Source organism: Pseudomonas sp. SORT22, from assembly GCF_018417635.1.
Classification (GTDB): Bacteria; Pseudomonadota; Gammaproteobacteria; order Pseudomonadales; family Pseudomonadaceae; genus Aquipseudomonas.
The window spans coordinates 4,625,417-4,641,397 of sequence record NZ_CP071007.1 but is presented as its reverse complement, the minus strand read 5'-3'; the positions used below and the strand labels follow the sequence as shown (position 1 = coordinate 4,641,397).

At 60.9% G+C, this 15,981-nt stretch carries 20 protein-coding genes; all 20 read left to right on the top strand.

Annotation, left to right across the window (positions count from 1 at the left end):
* Positions 1 to 5: 5 nt before the first annotated feature.
* The 20 genes from JYG36_RS21295 (at position 6) to JYG36_RS21200 (ending at position 15,959) form a co-directional block, all read left to right on the top strand.
* Positions 6 to 749, top strand: a complete 744-nt coding sequence (locus JYG36_RS21295) for a LexA family transcriptional regulator (protein ID WP_123565785.1) — start codon at positions 6 to 8, stop codon at positions 747 to 749.
* 468 nt (positions 750 to 1,217) lie between these two features.
* Positions 1,218 to 1,565, top strand: a complete 348-nt coding sequence (locus tag JYG36_RS21290) for a phage holin family protein (protein ID WP_045193597.1) — start codon at positions 1,218 to 1,220, stop codon at positions 1,563 to 1,565.
* 61 nt (positions 1,566 to 1,626) lie between these two features.
* Entirely contained in the window at positions 1,627 to 2,211 is a 585-nt protein-coding gene (locus JYG36_RS21285) for a 2OG-Fe(II) oxygenase (protein ID WP_177329127.1), read from the top strand.
* 7 nt (positions 2,212 to 2,218) lie between these two features.
* Complete coding sequence (locus JYG36_RS21280) at positions 2,219 to 3,043, top strand: hypothetical protein (RefSeq protein WP_213602216.1); 825 nt, start codon at positions 2,219 to 2,221, stop codon at positions 3,041 to 3,043.
* A gap of 73 nt (positions 3,044 to 3,116) precedes the next feature.
* A complete protein-coding gene (locus JYG36_RS21275) occupies positions 3,117 to 3,665 on the top strand; it encodes a hypothetical protein (protein WP_213602215.1) in 549 nt (182 codons plus the stop codon).
* A 120-nt stretch (positions 3,666 to 3,785) separates the two neighbouring features.
* Positions 3,786 to 4,304, top strand: coding sequence for a hypothetical protein (locus JYG36_RS21270; protein ID WP_213602214.1), 519 nt, complete (start codon positions 3,786 to 3,788; stop codon positions 4,302 to 4,304).
* Positions 4,301 to 4,861 (top strand): phage baseplate assembly protein V, encoded by a 561-nt coding sequence (locus JYG36_RS21265; protein WP_093386615.1) that lies wholly within the window; start codon positions 4,301 to 4,303, stop codon positions 4,859 to 4,861. The genes JYG36_RS21270 and JYG36_RS21265 overlap by 4 nt, the downstream gene beginning before the upstream one ends.
* Positions 4,862 to 4,907: 46 nt before the next feature.
* A complete protein-coding gene (locus JYG36_RS21260; protein WP_213602213.1) occupies positions 4,908 to 5,234 on the top strand; it encodes a GPW/gp25 family protein in 327 nt (108 codons plus the stop codon).
* Complete coding sequence (locus JYG36_RS21255) at positions 5,231 to 6,112, top strand: baseplate J/gp47 family protein (protein WP_213602212.1); 882 nt, start codon at positions 5,231 to 5,233, stop codon at positions 6,110 to 6,112. Before JYG36_RS21260 ends, JYG36_RS21255 begins: the two co-directional genes overlap by 4 nt.
* 1 nt (position 6,113) lies before the next feature.
* Positions 6,114 to 6,719, top strand: a complete 606-nt coding sequence (locus JYG36_RS21250) for a phage tail protein I (protein ID WP_093386592.1) — start codon at positions 6,114 to 6,116, stop codon at positions 6,717 to 6,719.
* Positions 6,716 to 8,419: a phage tail-collar fiber domain-containing protein gene (locus JYG36_RS26655; RefSeq protein WP_249744375.1), complete on the top strand. Its 1,704-nt coding sequence runs from the start codon at positions 6,716 to 6,718 to the stop codon at positions 8,417 to 8,419. Before JYG36_RS21250 ends, JYG36_RS26655 begins: the two co-directional genes overlap by 4 nt.
* A 160-nt stretch (positions 8,420 to 8,579) precedes the next feature.
* Positions 8,580 to 9,746 (top strand): phage tail sheath subtilisin-like domain-containing protein, encoded by a 1,167-nt coding sequence (locus JYG36_RS21240; RefSeq protein WP_213602211.1) that lies wholly within the window; start codon positions 8,580 to 8,582, stop codon positions 9,744 to 9,746.
* 12 nt (positions 9,747 to 9,758) lie between these two features.
* Positions 9,759 to 10,268 carry a phage major tail tube protein gene (locus tag JYG36_RS21235; RefSeq protein WP_045193582.1) on the top strand — a complete coding sequence of 170 codons (510 nt, stop codon included), beginning with the start codon at positions 9,759 to 9,761 and terminating at the stop codon, positions 10,266 to 10,268.
* 9 nt (positions 10,269 to 10,277) lie between these two features.
* Positions 10,278 to 10,580: a phage tail assembly protein gene (locus JYG36_RS21230; RefSeq protein ID WP_045193580.1), complete on the top strand. Its 303-nt coding sequence runs from the start codon at positions 10,278 to 10,280 to the stop codon at positions 10,578 to 10,580.
* A gap of 143 nt (positions 10,581 to 10,723) precedes the next feature.
* The gene (locus tag JYG36_RS21225) at positions 10,724 to 12,736 is read left to right on the top strand and encodes a hypothetical protein (protein ID WP_213602210.1); all 2,013 of its coding nucleotides are present in this window, start codon (positions 10,724 to 10,726) and stop codon (positions 12,734 to 12,736) included.
* Positions 12,737 to 12,745: 9 nt separating this feature from the next.
* Complete coding sequence (locus tag JYG36_RS21220) at positions 12,746 to 13,591, top strand: phage tail protein (protein WP_213602208.1); 846 nt, start codon at positions 12,746 to 12,748, stop codon at positions 13,589 to 13,591.
* Entirely contained in the window at positions 13,566 to 13,772 is a 207-nt protein-coding gene (locus JYG36_RS21215; protein ID WP_093386571.1) for a tail protein X, read from the top strand. The genes JYG36_RS21220 and JYG36_RS21215 overlap by 26 nt, the downstream gene beginning before the upstream one ends.
* A gap of 68 nt (positions 13,773 to 13,840) precedes the next feature.
* Positions 13,841 to 14,893, top strand: coding sequence for a phage late control D family protein (locus tag JYG36_RS21210; protein WP_045193574.1), 1,053 nt, complete (start codon positions 13,841 to 13,843; stop codon positions 14,891 to 14,893).
* A gap of 23 nt (positions 14,894 to 14,916) precedes the next feature.
* Entirely contained in the window at positions 14,917 to 15,462 is a 546-nt protein-coding gene (locus JYG36_RS21205; RefSeq protein WP_045193573.1) for a glycoside hydrolase family 19 protein, read from the top strand.
* The gene (locus tag JYG36_RS21200; protein WP_093386562.1) at positions 15,459 to 15,959 is read left to right on the top strand and encodes a lysis system i-spanin subunit Rz; all 501 of its coding nucleotides are present in this window, start codon (positions 15,459 to 15,461) and stop codon (positions 15,957 to 15,959) included. The genes JYG36_RS21205 and JYG36_RS21200 overlap by 4 nt, the downstream gene beginning before the upstream one ends.
* Positions 15,960 to 15,981: the final 22 nt, after the last annotated feature.

The following is a 15,981-nucleotide window of genomic DNA, read 5'->3' as shown; positions in this document are numbered from 1 at the left end:
GCATTATGCATTTTATGCAAAAACGCAACGTAGCATCCGTCCTCAGAGCACTGCTCGATCGTCACGGTCTCTCCCCCACGGAGCTGCACCGGCGTACCGGCGTGCCGCAATCCACCCTGTCGCGCATCCTCAGCGAGAAGATCGTCGATCCGTCCGACAAGCACGTGTCGAAGATCGCCGAGTACTTCGGCGTGAGCACCGACCAGTTGCGCGGTCGCGTCGAGCTCGGTGACAGCCGCGAAGCCGCGCCCGCGCGCAGCCACGCGGAGTTGAACGACATCAGCCTGTGGGATGACGACACCCCCGTCGAGGACGACGAGGTGTCCATTCCGTTTCTTCGCGAGGTCGAATTGGCAGCAGGATCAGGAAGATTCGTCATCGAAGAAAGCGAGAAGGCCAGCCTGCGCTTTGGCAAGCGCAGCCTGCGTCACAACGGTGTGCAGTTTGACCAGGCCAAGTGCGTGACGGTACGCGGCAACAGCATGTTGCCGGTACTGCGCGACGGCGCCACGGTGGGCGTCAACGCCGGCAAGAGCGGCATCGGCGACATCGTCGACGGCGACCTGTATGCCATCAATCACAACGGTCAATTGCGGGTCAAGCAGCTCTACCGCCTGCCTACCGGTATTCGCCTGCGCAGCTTCAACCGCGACGAACACCCTGATGAAGACTACAGCTTCCAGCAGATGCAGGAAGAGCAGATCAGCATCCTTGGGCATGTGTTCTGGTGGGGTATGTACGCTCGCTGAGTAGTCCGCATCCTCAGAAAACCCGCTTCGGCGGGTTTTTTTTCGCCTGCAGAAAAGTGGTCCAGCCCAGGTAGGGCAAGGCCTACATGCACAGGTGCATTTTCTCATGCATAAATATTTCCACAAATGCATTGACTGCATATGCATAAATGCATAATCTTTGTCTCAAGCCGGTCGACACCGGTAGTGACAAAGGCAGCGATGAACAGGCCTGAACTGTTCAGAGGGTTGGCAACTGGCCCGGGTGTGCAGCGTAAAGCACCACAAGCAGTTATCCGGCGGGCAGGTGGCCGCGGCCGGAGGAACAATTTGAAGCGGAGTCGCCCAGGGCACCAGTCGTGGCGGGCGGTTCGACAACGCATTACTGAAAAGCCTGGGGAGGCCGGGCTTTTTGGAATGCCGAGCGATCGGTTCTACAACAAACGCCGCCGGCAAGCTGCCGAGCGGAACTACCAAGGAGACAGGACAGTGACAAGCGAGCAACAGACGTTACTGGAAATGCCGATCTGGCTGGTGATCGTCCTGGCCTTGCTGGGCGGCCTTTCCGGAGAGATGTGGCGCGCGGACAAGGCCGGCGCCCGGGGCTGGGCACTTTTTCGGCGCCTTTTATTGCGCTCGGGGGCCTGCATGGTCTGCGGTGTGTCCACCGTCATGCTGCTGTACGCCAGCGGCATGTCGATCTGGAGCGCCAGCGCTTTTGGTTGCCTTACCGCCATGGCCGGCGCCGATGTCGCCATCGGGCTTTATGAACGCTGGGCGGCGAAGCGCTTGGGGGTTGAACCTGCAAGTGGTGCAAAGGGGGAGAGTGAACACTGAGTTCAACACCCGGACAAGGTGCCGCTCGAAGGCGTTACAGAAGGAAGAAGAGGTGAGGAGTATGGATACTTGTTTTGGTGAGAAGGATGTTCAGGTCGTTGATGACTTTGTCACAGTTGATGAGCAGTGCAAGGTCGTCCAGCAATTGAAGGGGGCAATCTGGCGCTACGGCTGGCCAGTCAATACGGCCACTCATTCCAGGCCGTGTTGGCATACCTTCATTGCAGGGGCTGGTCGACAAAAGTTTCTATGCGCGGAGGACGAGTTGAAGTCCTCTGATGCCTGGTCATTTCTCTTTCCGTTTTGGGCCCGGGTCAAGCAGCAATACATGCAGGATGCAACGCTGATCGGGGTGTATGCCAACGGTCAGACCTTTGCTCAGGAGTCACCGATCCACCGGGATAATCAGCCCGGAGAAGAAGGGCAGACGGTTCTGATGTTTTGCAACGAGTTTTGGCCAACTTCATGGGGCGGTGAACTGGTCTTTTACGACCACCCGAAGAACGACATCATCAAGGCTGTCTTACCCAAACCCGGAAGAATCGTTGTGTTCAACGGCAGCGTACCGCACAACGCCCGGTCGCCTGCACTCAGCTGCGACCAGTTGCGGATGACGCTTGCCTTCAAAACCATTATCAAAGGATGAGATAATCGTGTCAGGTAAAATGGATATTTTCATTGGCGTGGTTGATAAACCAGCAGCCACAGGGGGCGCTGCAACTTCACTGGTCGACCAGTTCAATTCGAACAAAAACGGTTTCCAGCTGATTAATCAAAATGCTCAAACGGCCGCAACGGTGACCGGTGTCATCTCGGTGACTGCGATGACAAACGGCTTTGTACCGTTTCTGAACGTCACCACCAATACCTTTGCGGCGACGACGACTTTTCTGAAGGTCACTGCTGACTTTAAAGAAGGTAAGCCTATCCAGCCTGGTGACGTTTTAAGCTTGGTAGGTAATGTCGTGGGGATTGCCGCGAGTATCACCATTATGGCGACAGCCGTCGGCACCGCCGGTCTGTTGTTAACCGGCATCGCTGTGACGGTGAATGTACTTGGCATGATTAACTCGGATGCGGTGAAAAACCTCTATAAGGCTACCGTTCAACCGCTTTGGAACCGCTACTTCAAAGATAACCCAGCGGCCAGTTATCCGGATTATTGGGTTGCGCCGGACTTGAAGTTGGCAACCCTGGCCGAGATCCAGAGTGTCTATGCAAATAAAATTGCCGCCAATCACTGGGATCCGCGAACGAACCAGGTCGGGCTTGGCAGTACCCTTGTCGAGCCGCAGGGGCCAGGCGCATCAGGGCCGGGGAATATCGGTGGCTGGGGCGGCAGTGGCGGCGGCCCACCGCTGATCAACCCCTCTGCGGTTTACCCCTTCGGGCGGGTCGTTATTCCCAACATCTTTGTCGTCGACCCCAACCAGGATGGCTACGGCTGCTGCCAAGGCAATCAGGACGCCTACTACTGATACTGTTCTATGTTAGGGTGACGGATGCCCATGGATGTTGGGCATCCTTTTTTGCAGCAAAAGCGAATGGTGTATGTCTGACTCTTGGCTGTCGTTGTTTCGTGGAAAAACAGTCTACGAGCAAATCAGGGTTCTGCTAGGGATGGCAGGCGTTTTTTTGTTGATGGGGCTTACCTTCCTGCTTTTTGTTCAATCATTTGAGGAGCTCGGGGATGAAGCACCGACTCTGTTCAAAGGGCAGATTGTCAGTGCCCCCACCGAGATGCGCCAAGACAGTTCGATCGTGTACTTTCAGGTTCGGCTGACTGAAGCGAACCCGCGCCCCTCGTCCAAACAGATAGTCTATGTCTCGAAAGAACTCTACCAAGCCGCGGGTCTGGCGCCTGGGGTGATGGTTGATGTTCTTGCGAGTGGTGGGGAGGACGAACTGAAGATTCGCGAAGTTCTGAATAGTGACGGGCGCGTTGTCTTCGATGGGCGCTTTGATCGTCGGATCACTTCAATCAAGAACCACGAGCTGATTCGTTATTTTTCCTACTTTATGATGATGACGCTTATCTGCTGCAGCTTCGCCGGTGGGCTCTGGTTTCGCCAGACACGTTTGTTACGGGCTAGCCGATAACTAACGGCTGCTCATGGGTGCCTTTACAACAGCTTCGATGAACCCGCCTTATGGCGGGTTTATTTTTGCCTGTTTTTAGCCGCGAATAGCCTTTGCGAGCTCCACGACACAGGACTGATCATGAGCGAACTGAACCGCTTGCATGAGGCGATCAGCGCGACTATCAAGGCCGCCTTGCCTCAGTTTGAAACCGTCGACGCCTATGGGCAGGCGGACCAGCACACAGCGCTGCCAGCGTTGTTTCATTCCATTTCCAGCCTTAAACCGGCAAATGATCCAGGCGACGGTCGTTCGTGCGTTATCGCTACCGTTGAAGCGCGCATCGTGATTGACTCCGCTCGCCAACACGCGGCATTGGAAGCTGTCACTTTGGCTACCCAGCTGATCGTACTGTTGCGCAAACAATTCTGGGAGCTGGAGTTTGTTGAAGCGGCGATGAGTGTGCTGGCCGAGCCTGTTCAACCGGCTCCGGGGGCAACCCCTGTCGTTGGCTGGTTGGTGCAATGGCAGCAGATCCTACACTTGGGAACCGTGCAATGGCCATGGCCTGATCAACCGGGCCCGCTGGCGTTTGCCTTCAGCCCCGACACCGGGCCGGGCTTCGAGGGCGGTTACCAGTCGGCGGAGGACCTGCAATGAGCTACGCCAGTGCCATGCATGACCGCATGCTCGCCGGCCTGGTTATTCCGTGCCGGGTGGTCGCTGTTGACCTTGCCGCTGCCCGGGTTCGGGTGTCCGACGGCGCTGGCTGGACCAGCGCCTGGTTGCGCTGGCACAGCCAGGCCGCCGGCAAGGCCCGCCACTGGCGTGCGCCGAGCCTTAACGAGCAAGGGGTGCTGATCAGCCCGAGCGGTGAGCCGGCGCAAGGTACGTTCGTGCCTGGCCTGTATGGCAACGCCGGGGCACCAGCGGACAACCGCGAGCATGTCGAGGTCTGGCGTTTCGACGATGGTGGCTCACTGGTCTATGACTGGCAGGCCCGCAGCTACAGCATCGAACTGCCCAGCGGTACCGTCAGCATCAAGGTCGGCGGCAGCTCGGCCGTGGTCACCGACCAGGCCATCACCGCCAATGCCGCGAGCATCACCCTGACCGGCGAGGTGCAGATCAACGGACCCCTGCGGGTAACCGGCGACATCCTCGGCGGTGGCAAGATCATCGACACCGGCGGCAACACCGCCAATCACAAACACTAAAAATCAGCCCGCCCACCGCGGGCTTTTTTACGCCTGGAGAACATCAATGATCGGCATGGATCGCCGGAGCGGCCACCCGTTGTCCGGCATTGCACATTTACGCCAGTCCATCGAAGACATCCTTACCACGCCACTGGGCAGCCGGCGCATGCGCCCGGAGTACGGCAGCAAGCTACGCCGCTTCGTCGATTTGCCGGTCAACGAAGGCTGGAAGAGTGCAGTGCAGGCGGAGGTGGCTCGCGCACTAGGCCGTTGGGAGCCACGCCTGAAGCTTGAGCGGGTCAGGGTCACGGCGGTGGTGGGCGGGCAGATCACCTTGCAATTGAGTGGACAGTACCTGGGAGCCAATCAGACCTTGGAGGTGACGGCATGAGTAGTGTGGATCTTTCGGCGCTGCCCGCGCCGCAGGTTCTGGAAGACCTCGATTTTGAGGCGCTGTTCCAGGCTGACCTGGCGACCTTCCGGTCGCACATGGGCGACAACTGGGACGCTACATTCGAAAGCGACCCGGTGAACAAACTGCTGGAAGTCGGCGCCTATCGCAAGCTGCTCAACCGCGCACGGGTCAACGATGCGGCCAAGGCACTGTTACTTGCCTATGCGCAGGGCGCCGACCTGGATCAACTGGCGGCCAATGTACAGCTGCAGCGCCTGGTGGTGCAGGCACCCGACGCCAGCAGCGTGCCGCCGACGCCGCAAGTGCTTGAAGAAGACGACGCCCTGCGTGAGCGGGTGCAGCTGGTCTATGAGGGGCTGACCACCGCGGGCCCGCGCAACAGTTACATCCTGCATGCCCGCAACGCTTCCGGGCTGGTGGCCGATGCCACCGCCCAAAGCCCGTCGCCGGCCCAGGTGGTGGTGACGGTGCTGGCGCTCGAAGGCGATGGCAGTGCCCCGGCTGCGCTGTTGGACACCGTGCGGCTCAAGCTCAATGACGATGACGTGCGCCCGGTGGGTGACCGCCTGACGGTTCAGGGCGCACAAATTCTGCGTTACCGCATCGATGCCGTGGTGCACATGAGCGGCAACGGCCCGGAGATCGAAGCGACGCTTGCCGAGTGCAAACGCCGCCTGCAAGCCTGGATCAACCCGCGCCGGCGCCTGGGTGTCGAAGTGGCCCGCTCGGGCGTGGACGCCCAGTTGCACATCAACGGCGTCAGCCGGGTCGACCTGAACGACTGGACCGACATCCGCCCGACCCAGGCGCAAGCGGCCTGGTGCGAAGGGATCACCGTGACGCGGGGGAGCTGACATGGACAGTCTGCTGCCGCTCAACAGCACCGATCTCGAACAGGCCATCGAGGCTGCCGGGTTTGAAACCACCGACGTCCCCCTGCGCACGCTGTACAACCCCGACACCTGCCCGGCGCACCTGCTGCATCAGCTGGCCTGGGCCTGGTCGGTGGACCGCTGGGATGAAACCTGGCCGGAGGCAATCAAGCGCTCGGTGATCCGCTCGGCGTTCTACGTGCATGCCCATAAAGGCACCATTGGTGCGTTGCGCCGGGTAGTGGAGCCGCTGGGTTACCTGATCGAAGTGCAGGAGTGGTGGCAGACGGTACCGCAAGGTGTGCCGGGCACTTTTGCGCTGCAGGTCGGGGTATTGGAGAACGGAATCTCCGAAGCAATGTACCTGGAACTGACCCGCCTGATCGATGACGCCAAGCCGGTCAGTCGCCATCTGACGGGGCTGGCAATCACGCTCGCCAGCAGTGGCTATCTGCGCCTGGGAATAAGCCTTTCTGAAGGCGATGAAATCGACATTTATCCGCCGACCTCTCACGACATTGAAGTCAGCGGCAGCTATGGCCTTGTGGGCCGTGAACAGCAAATTGAAACCCTGGACGTGTACTCATGACTGACCAGACAAGCCAGTTCTTCGCCATCCTCACGGCGGTGGGCGAGGCCAAGCAGGCCAACGCCAACGCCTTGGGCGTGCCGTGGAGCTTTTCCCAAATGGGCGTTGGCGATGCCAACCTGACCGACCCGATCCCGTCGAGGGATCAGAAAAAACTCATCAACGAACGCCGAAGGGCGCCGCTCAACCAGGTCAAGGTTGACCCGGACAACAACAGCATCATCATCGCCGAGCAAGTGATACCGCCGGATGTGGGGGGCTGGTGGATTCGGGAAATCGGCCTGTATGACGCCGATGGTGACCTGGTTGCGGTGGCCAACTGTGCACCAAGCTTCAAGCCATTGCTCAGTCAAGGAACTGGCAAGACGCAGGTTGTGCGGCTCAACATCGTTATCACTAGTGCGGCAAACGTCGAACTGAAGATCGATCCTTCAGTAGTGTTGGCAACTCGTGAGTATGTTGATGCATCCCTACTCAACGTATTGCCTCGAAATCGTCCGGCAGGTACCTATACCAAGGTACAGATCAATGAACGCGGAGTTGTAGTGGCGGGTTCGAATCCGAGTAATCTGGCAGGATTCGGTATCACCGACGCGATGGCCAAGGATGCCGGTGGCTTGATGGCTTACGCTCCAGTCGTCGACGGCAAGATTCATCTCCTGCCTGGCAGTCAGTTCTTTTCTGCTGTGCCCCAAACGGCTGACCGCCCCTCTGGCATTGATTACGGTACAGGGGTACATATCAAGTTTCCGGACGGATTGACCGGGTTCGATCTGCTTTCCGGTACCAGTACGGAATGGTACGGCGTTCGTCAGTTTTCGGGGGCGGGAGCAGGCGCCTGGCGTGTGCTCTGGCACAGCGCAAACTTTGACCCGAGCAGCAAAGCTGACAAGTCTGCGTTGGTCGTTCCTGTCGTATCGGTGAATGTTTCCAAATCGCTCACTGCAGCAGAGTTGGGCTTGGTGCTGGTGGATGCAACAGCGTCATCGGTGACCCTGACTTTGCCGGCCGCCAATGCAACGCTCGGGGTTCGGGATGTAATGGTTCGCCGCATGGATGGGGCGCAAACCACGCTGATGATCAGGGCTGCGGGCGCTGACAAGATCAAGTTTCACACCCATTTGCGTTCTGAGGGGTATCAGTTCTTCCCGTTATTGGGGGCTGGCGATTTCTGGCATCTACGCAGCGATGGTTCGGGCAATTGGTACCCCGTCAGCCGACTCGACGACTCACCTCTTGGCCGAGTTTTTATCGAGACTGCGATAGTGCAGGCTCCAGGGGGCTATGGTGCCCCGGATGGAACTCTCTACAGTCGAGGAAGCTGGCCTTGGTTATGGGACTTCGCGCAGCAATCCGGAATGTTGGTAGCCGATAGTGCTCGGGCCGGGATGGAAGGATGCTGGACCACTGGCGACGGCAGCACGACCTTCCGTTGCCCTGACGTACGTGGTGAGCATCCCCGCTTCCTCGACTCTGGCCGGGGCATTGATGAGGGGCGGATACCGGGGAGTTGGGTGTCCGACCAGGTCAAGGCGCATAGCCATTCCTACAATGTTGCCTCGGCTAACACCGGCAGTGGGGGCACGCAGAATCCGATTCCTACCGATACTCCTGGGACCACCAAGCAGACAAATATGGTTGGTGGCGAGGAGAACCGCGTACGCACCATTGCGTTCCCTGCACGTATGAAACTGATTTAAGGCAATCCAGCCATCACCTTCCGTATGAAGGATCGTGCTCACCTGGCTGGTCAGCTTAACTCACCCCAAAAGCCCCGCACCGCCGGGGTTTTTTCCTACCCGCAACAAACCCTCTGAAGGCCCCGCACCGCGGGGCCTTCGCATTTCTGGAGACTTACCCATGAGTGGATTCTTCCACGGCGTTACCGTAACCAACGTCGACACCGGCGCACGTTCCATCGCGCTGCCTTCTTCCTCGATCATCGGCCTGGTCGATACCTTCACCGAAGGCCCGACTGCAACCGCCAAGGCCAACGACCTGGTATTGATCACCAGCGAGCGTGAAGCCGTCGCCGCCTTCGGCGCCGACTCGGCAATCACCCGCGCCTGCCAGGCGATCTACAGCCGCGCCAAGGCGGTGATCGTCGCCTGCGGTGTGGCCAAGCTCGAAGAAGAGGCTGCGCAGACTTCGGCGATCATCGGCGGCGTGCTGGCCGACGGCAAACGCACCGGCCTGCAAGCACTGCTGGACGGCAAGAGCCGGTTCAACGCCCAGCCCCGCCTGCTGGTGACGCCAAAGCACAGCTCGACCCTGGCGGTCGGTACCGCGCTGGTGGCCCTGGCCGACAAGCTGCGCGGCCTGGCCATTATCGATGGCCCGAACACCACCGATGAAGCAGCCATCGCCTACGCCGAGAACTTCGGCGCCAAGCGTGCCTACCTGGTCGACCCGGGCGTGCAGTACTGGGACACCGGCAAAAGCGCCACCCTCGATGCGCCGGCGTCGGCCTGGGTTGCTGGCCTGTTTGCCTGGACCGACAGCGAGTATGGCTTCTGGGCCTCGCCATCGAACAAGGAGTTCGTCGGCATCACCGGTACCAGCCGCTCGATCGAGTACCTGGATGGCGACGCCACCTGCCGCGCCAACCTGCTCAACAACGCCAACATCACCACCGTGATCCGCGATGACGGCTTCCGTCTGTGGGGCAACCGTACCCTGAGCAGCGACCCGAAGTGGGCCTTCGTCACCCGCGTGCGGACCATGGACATCGTCATGGACGCGATCCTCTATGGCCACAAGTGGGCGGTCGATCGCTCGATCACCGCGACCTACGTCAAGGACGTGACCGAAGGCCTGCAGGCGTTCATGCGTGATCTGAAAGCCCAGGGCGCAATCATCAATTTCGAAGTGTTCGCCGACCCCGAGCTGAACACTGCCAGCCAGCTGGAGCAGGGCAAGGTCTACTGGAACATCCGTTTCACCGATGTGCCGCCCGCCGAGAACCCGAATTTCCGTGTCGAGGTCACCAACCAGTGGTTGACCGAAGTCCTCGACCAAGCCGTTTAAGGAGCAATAACCATGGCAATGATTCCCGAAACCCTGGCAAACCTGAACCTGTTCGTCGATGGCGTCAGCTTTCAAGGCGACGTGCCCAGCCTGACCCTGCCCAAGCTCACCCTGAAGATGGAGGAGCACCGTGCCGGCGGCATGGACATGGCGATCGAAATCGACCAGGGCATGGAAAAACAGGAGGCCGGCTTCGTCACCACCGGCGTGCGCCGTGAGTCGCTGAAGTTCTTCGGCCTGGCCGACGGCTCGGCCTTCAACGGCACTTTTCGTGGTGCCTTCAAGGGCCTCAAGGGCAAGGTCACTCCGGTCATCGTCACCCTGCGCGGCGCCCTGAAGGAAGTCGACATGGGCGACTGGAAGCCGGGCGACAAGGCCGAGATCAAGCACAACGTGGCCGTGACCTACTACAAGCTCGAAGTCGATGGCCGCCTGGTCTACGAAATCGATCCGCTGGGCATGAAGCGCGTCATCAACGGCGTCGACCAGCTCGCCGCCCAACGTTCGGCCCTGGGCCTGTAAGGAGGCGACATGACTCAAACCGCGAAAATGCCGAGCTGGCTGAATGTCAGTGCCGAACGCGTCGTCGTTCAACTGAGCAAAGCCAGTGAGGCCAATGGCATGCAGGTCGACAGCCTGTCACTGCGTGCACCGACCGTGCGCGACATCCGCACCGCCCAGTCGGCGGCCAGTGGCGATGACGAGCAGCGCGAGCTGAACCTCTTTGCCTCGCTGGCCGAGGTCGGGGTCAAGGACCTTGAGGGCCTGTCGCTCAAGGACTATGGCCGCCTGCAGGCGGGCTATTTTCGTCTGGTGCAAGACGACGAGCTTTGATCCCGGGCTGCAGAAAGCGGCGGCAAAACGGCTCGCCAAAGAGCTGAATTTTAGCGCCGGCGAAATCATGACCATGTCGTTCAACGACATGGTCTGGTGGCTCACGGATTGAGCAGATAGCCCATGCAAAGGGGGATCAGATCGTGCGCAAACAGGGGTTTGAACCGCAGATTGGTACCACCGTCACCCTGATGGTGGGTACCGTTTTCAACACGGTCCTGGAACGTATCAAGACGCTGACGCAGTCTGACCAGAACATCCTGGGTAAAACCCAGGTTCCGCAGGAGGCGGTGCGCGGGTCATACGATCAAGATGCAGCATCGAGTGAAGATGTCGCTAACGCAGAATACGCAGTGGCGGGACCAGTCAAGCCGGCAAGCAGCAACCCGTTGGTGGTTAATGTTGCAGGTATTGATGTGCTGTCGCTGGGGTTGATGAAGTTGGCCCTTGAGTTGAAGCCAGCCAAGGCGCGTTTGGGCATCACCCCGGGTATGCCCGAACAGGCTGGGCCAGGCTTTGAGCCAGGTTTAACGCCAAGTGATCCAGAGCAAGCAGCGGGGCCGGAGGGCGATGGATTGTCACTGGGCCTGATGATGCTGGCGCTTGCGAGGGGGGCACGCAAAGGTGGGTCAGGCACTACCGCTGTCCAACCTGGAAAGGCGGCTTCAGTCGCTGCTCCCGCGTCAGCGGGTAGCAAAAAAATCGAAAGTACAGCGCAACTGGATTCCAGCCAGAATCCGCTTCCGGCTTCTCCTGGTAACAGCCAGGCGCGCCCACCGTCGTTGAAAGACAAAGCAAGCGATGCCGCTGAAAAGCTGGGCAGAAAGCTCGATTATGCCGAGACTGGTTACGAGATTTTTAAAACGTACCGCAGTGATCAAACCCCGGAGGAAAAGGCTGAGAGTTACGGGGAAAGTGCCGGTAGCCTTATAGGCTCGAGGGCCGGGGAGGCCATTGGAGCGCGATTGGGGCCGATTGGTGCTGTACTGGGTGAACGCCTTGGAGGACGGTTGGGGGAGTCGCTTGGAGGACAAGTGGGGAAACTCCTGGGGGCAAGCTTCATGGACGAGCCGATCGCGTCCGCACCTGCGAACAGTTCAAAAGTCCCTCTGGCGCCTGTCTCGTTATTGCGTGCTGAGACGACGAACACTCCCAAGGCCGAACTGATGCCAGTCCTGACGAGACTGTTAGGGTTGTCCTCGCCGACAGCGAGCCCGGGGCCTTTGCCCAGCCCATCCCATGGTGAGCCTGCAAGCCAGAATCTAATGGGCTGGATGACAAAAAACTGGTTTGTACCTGTTGCCTGCAAGCCGTCACCACCCGCTGAAGGCCAGTGCAAGCCATGCCCGGGTGACCAGGGTAAAGGCGGGCACTCAACGACAGCACCCGCACCCGACGGTTCGAGGCCGCCAAGGATGGAAGGTCCCGGGTCAATTGCGCTTGTGGGCACGGCTGTTGTTGGCGCATTGCCGGCGTTCAAGGCCACGTTAACTCAGCCACCCAAGGATCCACTGCCTCGGCCATCTGCTCCAGGGATTGCGAGCAGGATGTGGTCCGGGGTCAAGGCGGTCGCGCGTCTGGCTGTGCTCGGTGCTGGAATCAAAGCGCTCAGCACGGCGCGGTATGCGCAATCGGCCGAACAGAAAGCCGAGGGCTACGCAGGTGCTGCAGGTGGGCTTGCTGGCGCGCTTGCCGGGGCTGCGCTCGGTGCTCCGGTCCCGGTGGTGGGCCCTGTGATCGGCGCCCTGCTGGGCGGTTTGTATGGTGATCAGCTCGGTAGCGCGCTAGCCAAGTCCTGGTTTGCCCCCGAAGCAGAGACTGATCAGGGAAGATCAGCACCTCGGTCTGCAGACAGCGATGACCGCCCAAGTGATCAGCCAGAGCGCAATTTGGGCAGGGCTGTGCGGGCAATGGAGCTGACAGCCAGCGAACCGGTGGCAATTGCCTGTGTCCCCGGTGCAGGGCAAGCAGGCGCAGCCCAGCCACCGCAACTGGTTCAGCAAATCACCTTTGCCCCCACCATTTCGGTTCAGGGCGGGATCAGCGATCCCCTTCAGCTTGCTCAGCAAGTGGGCGCCATTGTCCGGCGGGAGTTCGATGAACTGATCCGTCAAACCACCAGTCGTCAGCTGTACGACGTTCCTCATGTTGCTTAAGGAGGTGCCATGACCTACATGGACCAGTTGCAATCCGGGCTAGGTGCTTTGGTGGCAGCGGGCGAAGCAGGGCGGCGCAGCGCGGACGGAATGCTGGCGCCGGTCAAGGAGGCCGCCGCCGAGTTCGTCGGTGCCGCCGCCGAGCTCGAGGCGCTGCCCTTTGTCGGGCCCGCCATTGGTGCCAAGCTGCAGCGCAGCTTGCGCGCGATCAACAAGGCCCAGGCCACTGTCGACCAGGCGCTGGCAAAATACGACCGGGCCGTGGCGGTGGTGGCGCAGGTGCGTGACGGCGTCGCCACGGTGAAGACCCAGATTGGCCGGGTCAGCGCCGCGATCAACCGGGTGGCGGGCAAGATCAGCCCGTCCCTGGCCAATATCCTGCCGACCAGCAGCTTCGCCCCCGAAGCGACGCCGGCGGCAGAGGCGGTCAAGCCGTTCCCGCATTTGCTGATTGTGCAACCACTCAAGCCTGAATCACCCGCTTACTACTTCAACCTCGACACCGCCGCGTTCGATGAACTGCGCAGGCAGACGAGCTTCCGTTGGGCCGGGCAGGAGCGTCTGACGCGCAGCACCGCCCAGCAGGCAGTGGGCCTGGGTGACGAGAAAATCAGCATCAAAGGGGCGATCTTCCCAGGCTTCAAGGGCGGGCTTGGCCAGTTGCAGGCGCTGCGCAGTATTGGCCGGCAATTGCAGCCGCTAACCCTCACCAGCGGTTACGGCGAGGTCCTGGGCACCTGGTGCCTGACCGGCGTCGATGAAGACCAGAGCAATCTGCTTGCTGGCGGCATTCCGCGAAAACAAGGTTTCTCACTGGAGTTTTTGAGCTATGGCGACGACCTGCAGAACCGCTGAAGGCGATGTGCTCGACACCTTGTGTCAGCACTACTACGGCCACCTGAACGGCACAGTCGAGGCCGTGCTGGGCGCCAACCAGGGCCTGGCCGAGCAGCCCCAGCCATTTCGTGCCGGGGTACAGATCCTGCTGCCGGCGTTACCCGCGGCGAGCGACGCTACGGTGCAGCTGTGGGATTGACGCTCGTCGACAACCGTTCTCACCAGACCCCGCCGCGTGCGGGGTCATTCATTTCTGGAGCCTGAACCATGCAGCCAGTGTTTCGTCTTGTTGCCGATGGCAAGGACATCACCGAACTGATCAACGACCGCTTGCTATCCTTGCGCACCTCGGACAAGCCCGGAATGGAATCCGACGAGTTCGAGCTGCGCATCGACGACCGCGATGGTGCGGTGACGTTGCCGGCACGGGGGGCGATGATCGAAGTGCACCTGGGCTACGCCGGCCAGGTATTGACGCGCCTGGGGCGCTACACCGTGGATGAGATCGAGCTGTCCGGCCCCCCTGACAGCATCGTCATCCGCGGCAAGGCCAGCGACATGCGCGGTACCGGCAAAAGCATCCGCAGCGGTAGCTGGGAGGACGTGCCGCTGCAGCAGATCGTGCGTGACATTGCCGCGCGCAATGGCTGGCAGCCGGTTTGCCCGGTGAGCACGCGGCTGCCCAGGGTTGACCAGCTCAACGAGTCGGATTTCAACTTCATCACCCGCCTGGCCAGGCAATACGACTGCACGGCCAAGATCGGCGACGGCAAGTTGCTGGTGCTGTCGCGTCAGGCCGGCCACAGCGCCAGCGGGCAGGCCCTGGGCGTGGTGACCATCAACCGTCGCGATGTCAGTCGCTGGCAGATTCGCCTGGCGGACAAGGGCACGCACAAGGCTGTGCAAACCCGTCACCAGGATCCCAAAAGCGGCGAGCTGAAGACTGTCGAGCTGGCTAACGATGCCTCGCCCGCTGGGCTGCAGCCGGTGCACAGCGACCGTCATGTTTACCCCAACAAGGCTGCTGCCGAGCAGGCTGCCAAGGCACGCCTGGCAGCGTTCAACCGCAGCACTGCCAGTGTGCGCCTGGAAATGGCCGGGCGCACCGACCTGTTTGCCGAGCGCCTGATCCTCACCCAGGGTTTCAAGGACGGGCTGGATGGTGAGTACCTGATCGAGTCGGTCGAACACACCTTCAGCTCCAGTGGCTGGGCGACGTCGGTCGACTGCAACGGCGGCAACAAAGGCAAAGCCAAGGCCAGGGGCAAGCAGGCCAAAAGCCGGCCAGGGCTGCGCACGGTCCAGTTGCAGCCCCTTTGAACCCCAAGGATGAGGAACCCCATATGACCCTGGAGCAACTTGCTGCCGTGTTCCCCAACGCCCGCCTGAATGCGGGCGTTTTTCTACCTGCACTGAACCTGGCCATGGCCCGCTGGGACATCGACACCCCACGGCGCCAGGCGGCCTTTCTCGCCCAGGTCGGCCATGAGTCCGGCCAGTTGCGCTACGTCAAAGAGCTGGGCAACGACCGTTACCTGGCGCGCTACGACACCGGCACCCTGGCCCTGCGCCTGGGCAATAGTCCCGAGGCCGATGGCGACGGCCAGCTGTACTGCGGCCGCGGCCTGATCCAGGTCACCGGGCGCAACAATTACCGGGCCTGCAGCATGGCCCTGTTTGGCGATGAGCGTTTGCTCAAGCAACCGCAACTGCTCGAACAACCACAATGGGCAGCCGAGTCGGCGGCCTGGTTCTGGCACTCGCGCGGCCTCAACCAGCTGGCTGACCGCGGCGAGTTCAACCGCATCACCCGGCATATCAATGGCGGGCTCAACGGCCTGGAAGATCGCCTGCGGCTCTGGGCGCGGGCCCGAGAGGTGCTGTGTTGAGCCGCCTGCAGCTTGGGGCGTGGCTGCTATTGACGCTGCTGGCCTGTGCGCTGAGCTGGCAAGTCCAGAGTTGGCGCATGGGCCGGCAGTTGGCCGAGCAAGCGGCGCAGCACGAGCGCGAGTGGCAAGCCCAGGCTGAATCCGCTGCCGCGCAACTGGTCGCCGAGCGCCTGCAACGCCAGGGGCTGGCGCAGCGCCTGGCGGTCAGCGAGCAACACCATTATCAGGAGCTACTCGATGCCCAACAGACTCAGGCACGCCTGCGTGATCGCCTGGCTACTGCTGATGTGCGGCTGTCGGTCCTGGTCGAGCGCGACGCCTCCGGTTGCGCCGGCCTGCCTGCCGCCCCCGGCACCGGCAGCGTGGATCATGACCCCGTACGCGCCCGACTTGAGCCGGCGCATGCGCAACGAATTATCGCCATCACCGACGACGGTGACCGCGGACTGATCGCCTTGCGCGCGTGCCAGGCGTACGTGCGCGGGCTGGTGCGCTGAGCGCACATTTATTTATTTACGT

What these genes read in the sequence shown, in the direction of transcription:
- JYG36_RS21295 (WP_123565785.1), top strand. Translation starts at nt 6, where the DNA reads ATGCATTTTATGCAAAAACGCAACGTAGCATCCGTCCTCAGAGCACTG.
- JYG36_RS21285 (WP_177329127.1), top strand. Translation starts at nt 1,627, where the DNA reads ATGGATACTTGTTTTGGTGAGAAGGATGTTCAGGTCGTTGATGACTTT.
- JYG36_RS21275 (WP_213602215.1), top strand. Translation starts at nt 3,117, where the DNA reads ATGTCTGACTCTTGGCTGTCGTTGTTTCGTGGAAAAACAGTCTACGAG.
- JYG36_RS21270 (WP_213602214.1), top strand. Translation starts at nt 3,786, where the DNA reads ATGAGCGAACTGAACCGCTTGCATGAGGCGATCAGCGCGACTATCAAG.
- JYG36_RS21265 (WP_093386615.1), top strand. Translation starts at nt 4,301, where the DNA reads ATGAGCTACGCCAGTGCCATGCATGACCGCATGCTCGCCGGCCTGGTT.
- JYG36_RS21260 (WP_213602213.1), top strand. Translation starts at nt 4,908, where the DNA reads ATGATCGGCATGGATCGCCGGAGCGGCCACCCGTTGTCCGGCATTGCA.
- JYG36_RS21255 (WP_213602212.1), top strand. Translation starts at nt 5,231, where the DNA reads ATGAGTAGTGTGGATCTTTCGGCGCTGCCCGCGCCGCAGGTTCTGGAA.
- JYG36_RS21250 (WP_093386592.1), top strand. Translation starts at nt 6,114, where the DNA reads ATGGACAGTCTGCTGCCGCTCAACAGCACCGATCTCGAACAGGCCATC.
- JYG36_RS26655 (WP_249744375.1), top strand. Translation starts at nt 6,716, where the DNA reads ATGACTGACCAGACAAGCCAGTTCTTCGCCATCCTCACGGCGGTGGGC.
- JYG36_RS21240 (WP_213602211.1), top strand. Translation starts at nt 8,580, where the DNA reads ATGAGTGGATTCTTCCACGGCGTTACCGTAACCAACGTCGACACCGGC.
- JYG36_RS21235 (WP_045193582.1), top strand. Translation starts at nt 9,759, where the DNA reads ATGGCAATGATTCCCGAAACCCTGGCAAACCTGAACCTGTTCGTCGAT.
- JYG36_RS21230 (WP_045193580.1), top strand. Translation starts at nt 10,278, where the DNA reads ATGACTCAAACCGCGAAAATGCCGAGCTGGCTGAATGTCAGTGCCGAA.
- JYG36_RS21220 (WP_213602208.1), top strand. Translation starts at nt 12,746, where the DNA reads ATGACCTACATGGACCAGTTGCAATCCGGGCTAGGTGCTTTGGTGGCA.
- JYG36_RS21215 (WP_093386571.1), top strand. Translation starts at nt 13,566, where the DNA reads ATGGCGACGACCTGCAGAACCGCTGAAGGCGATGTGCTCGACACCTTG.
- JYG36_RS21210 (WP_045193574.1), top strand. Translation starts at nt 13,841, where the DNA reads ATGCAGCCAGTGTTTCGTCTTGTTGCCGATGGCAAGGACATCACCGAA.
- JYG36_RS21205 (WP_045193573.1), top strand. Translation starts at nt 14,917, where the DNA reads ATGACCCTGGAGCAACTTGCTGCCGTGTTCCCCAACGCCCGCCTGAAT.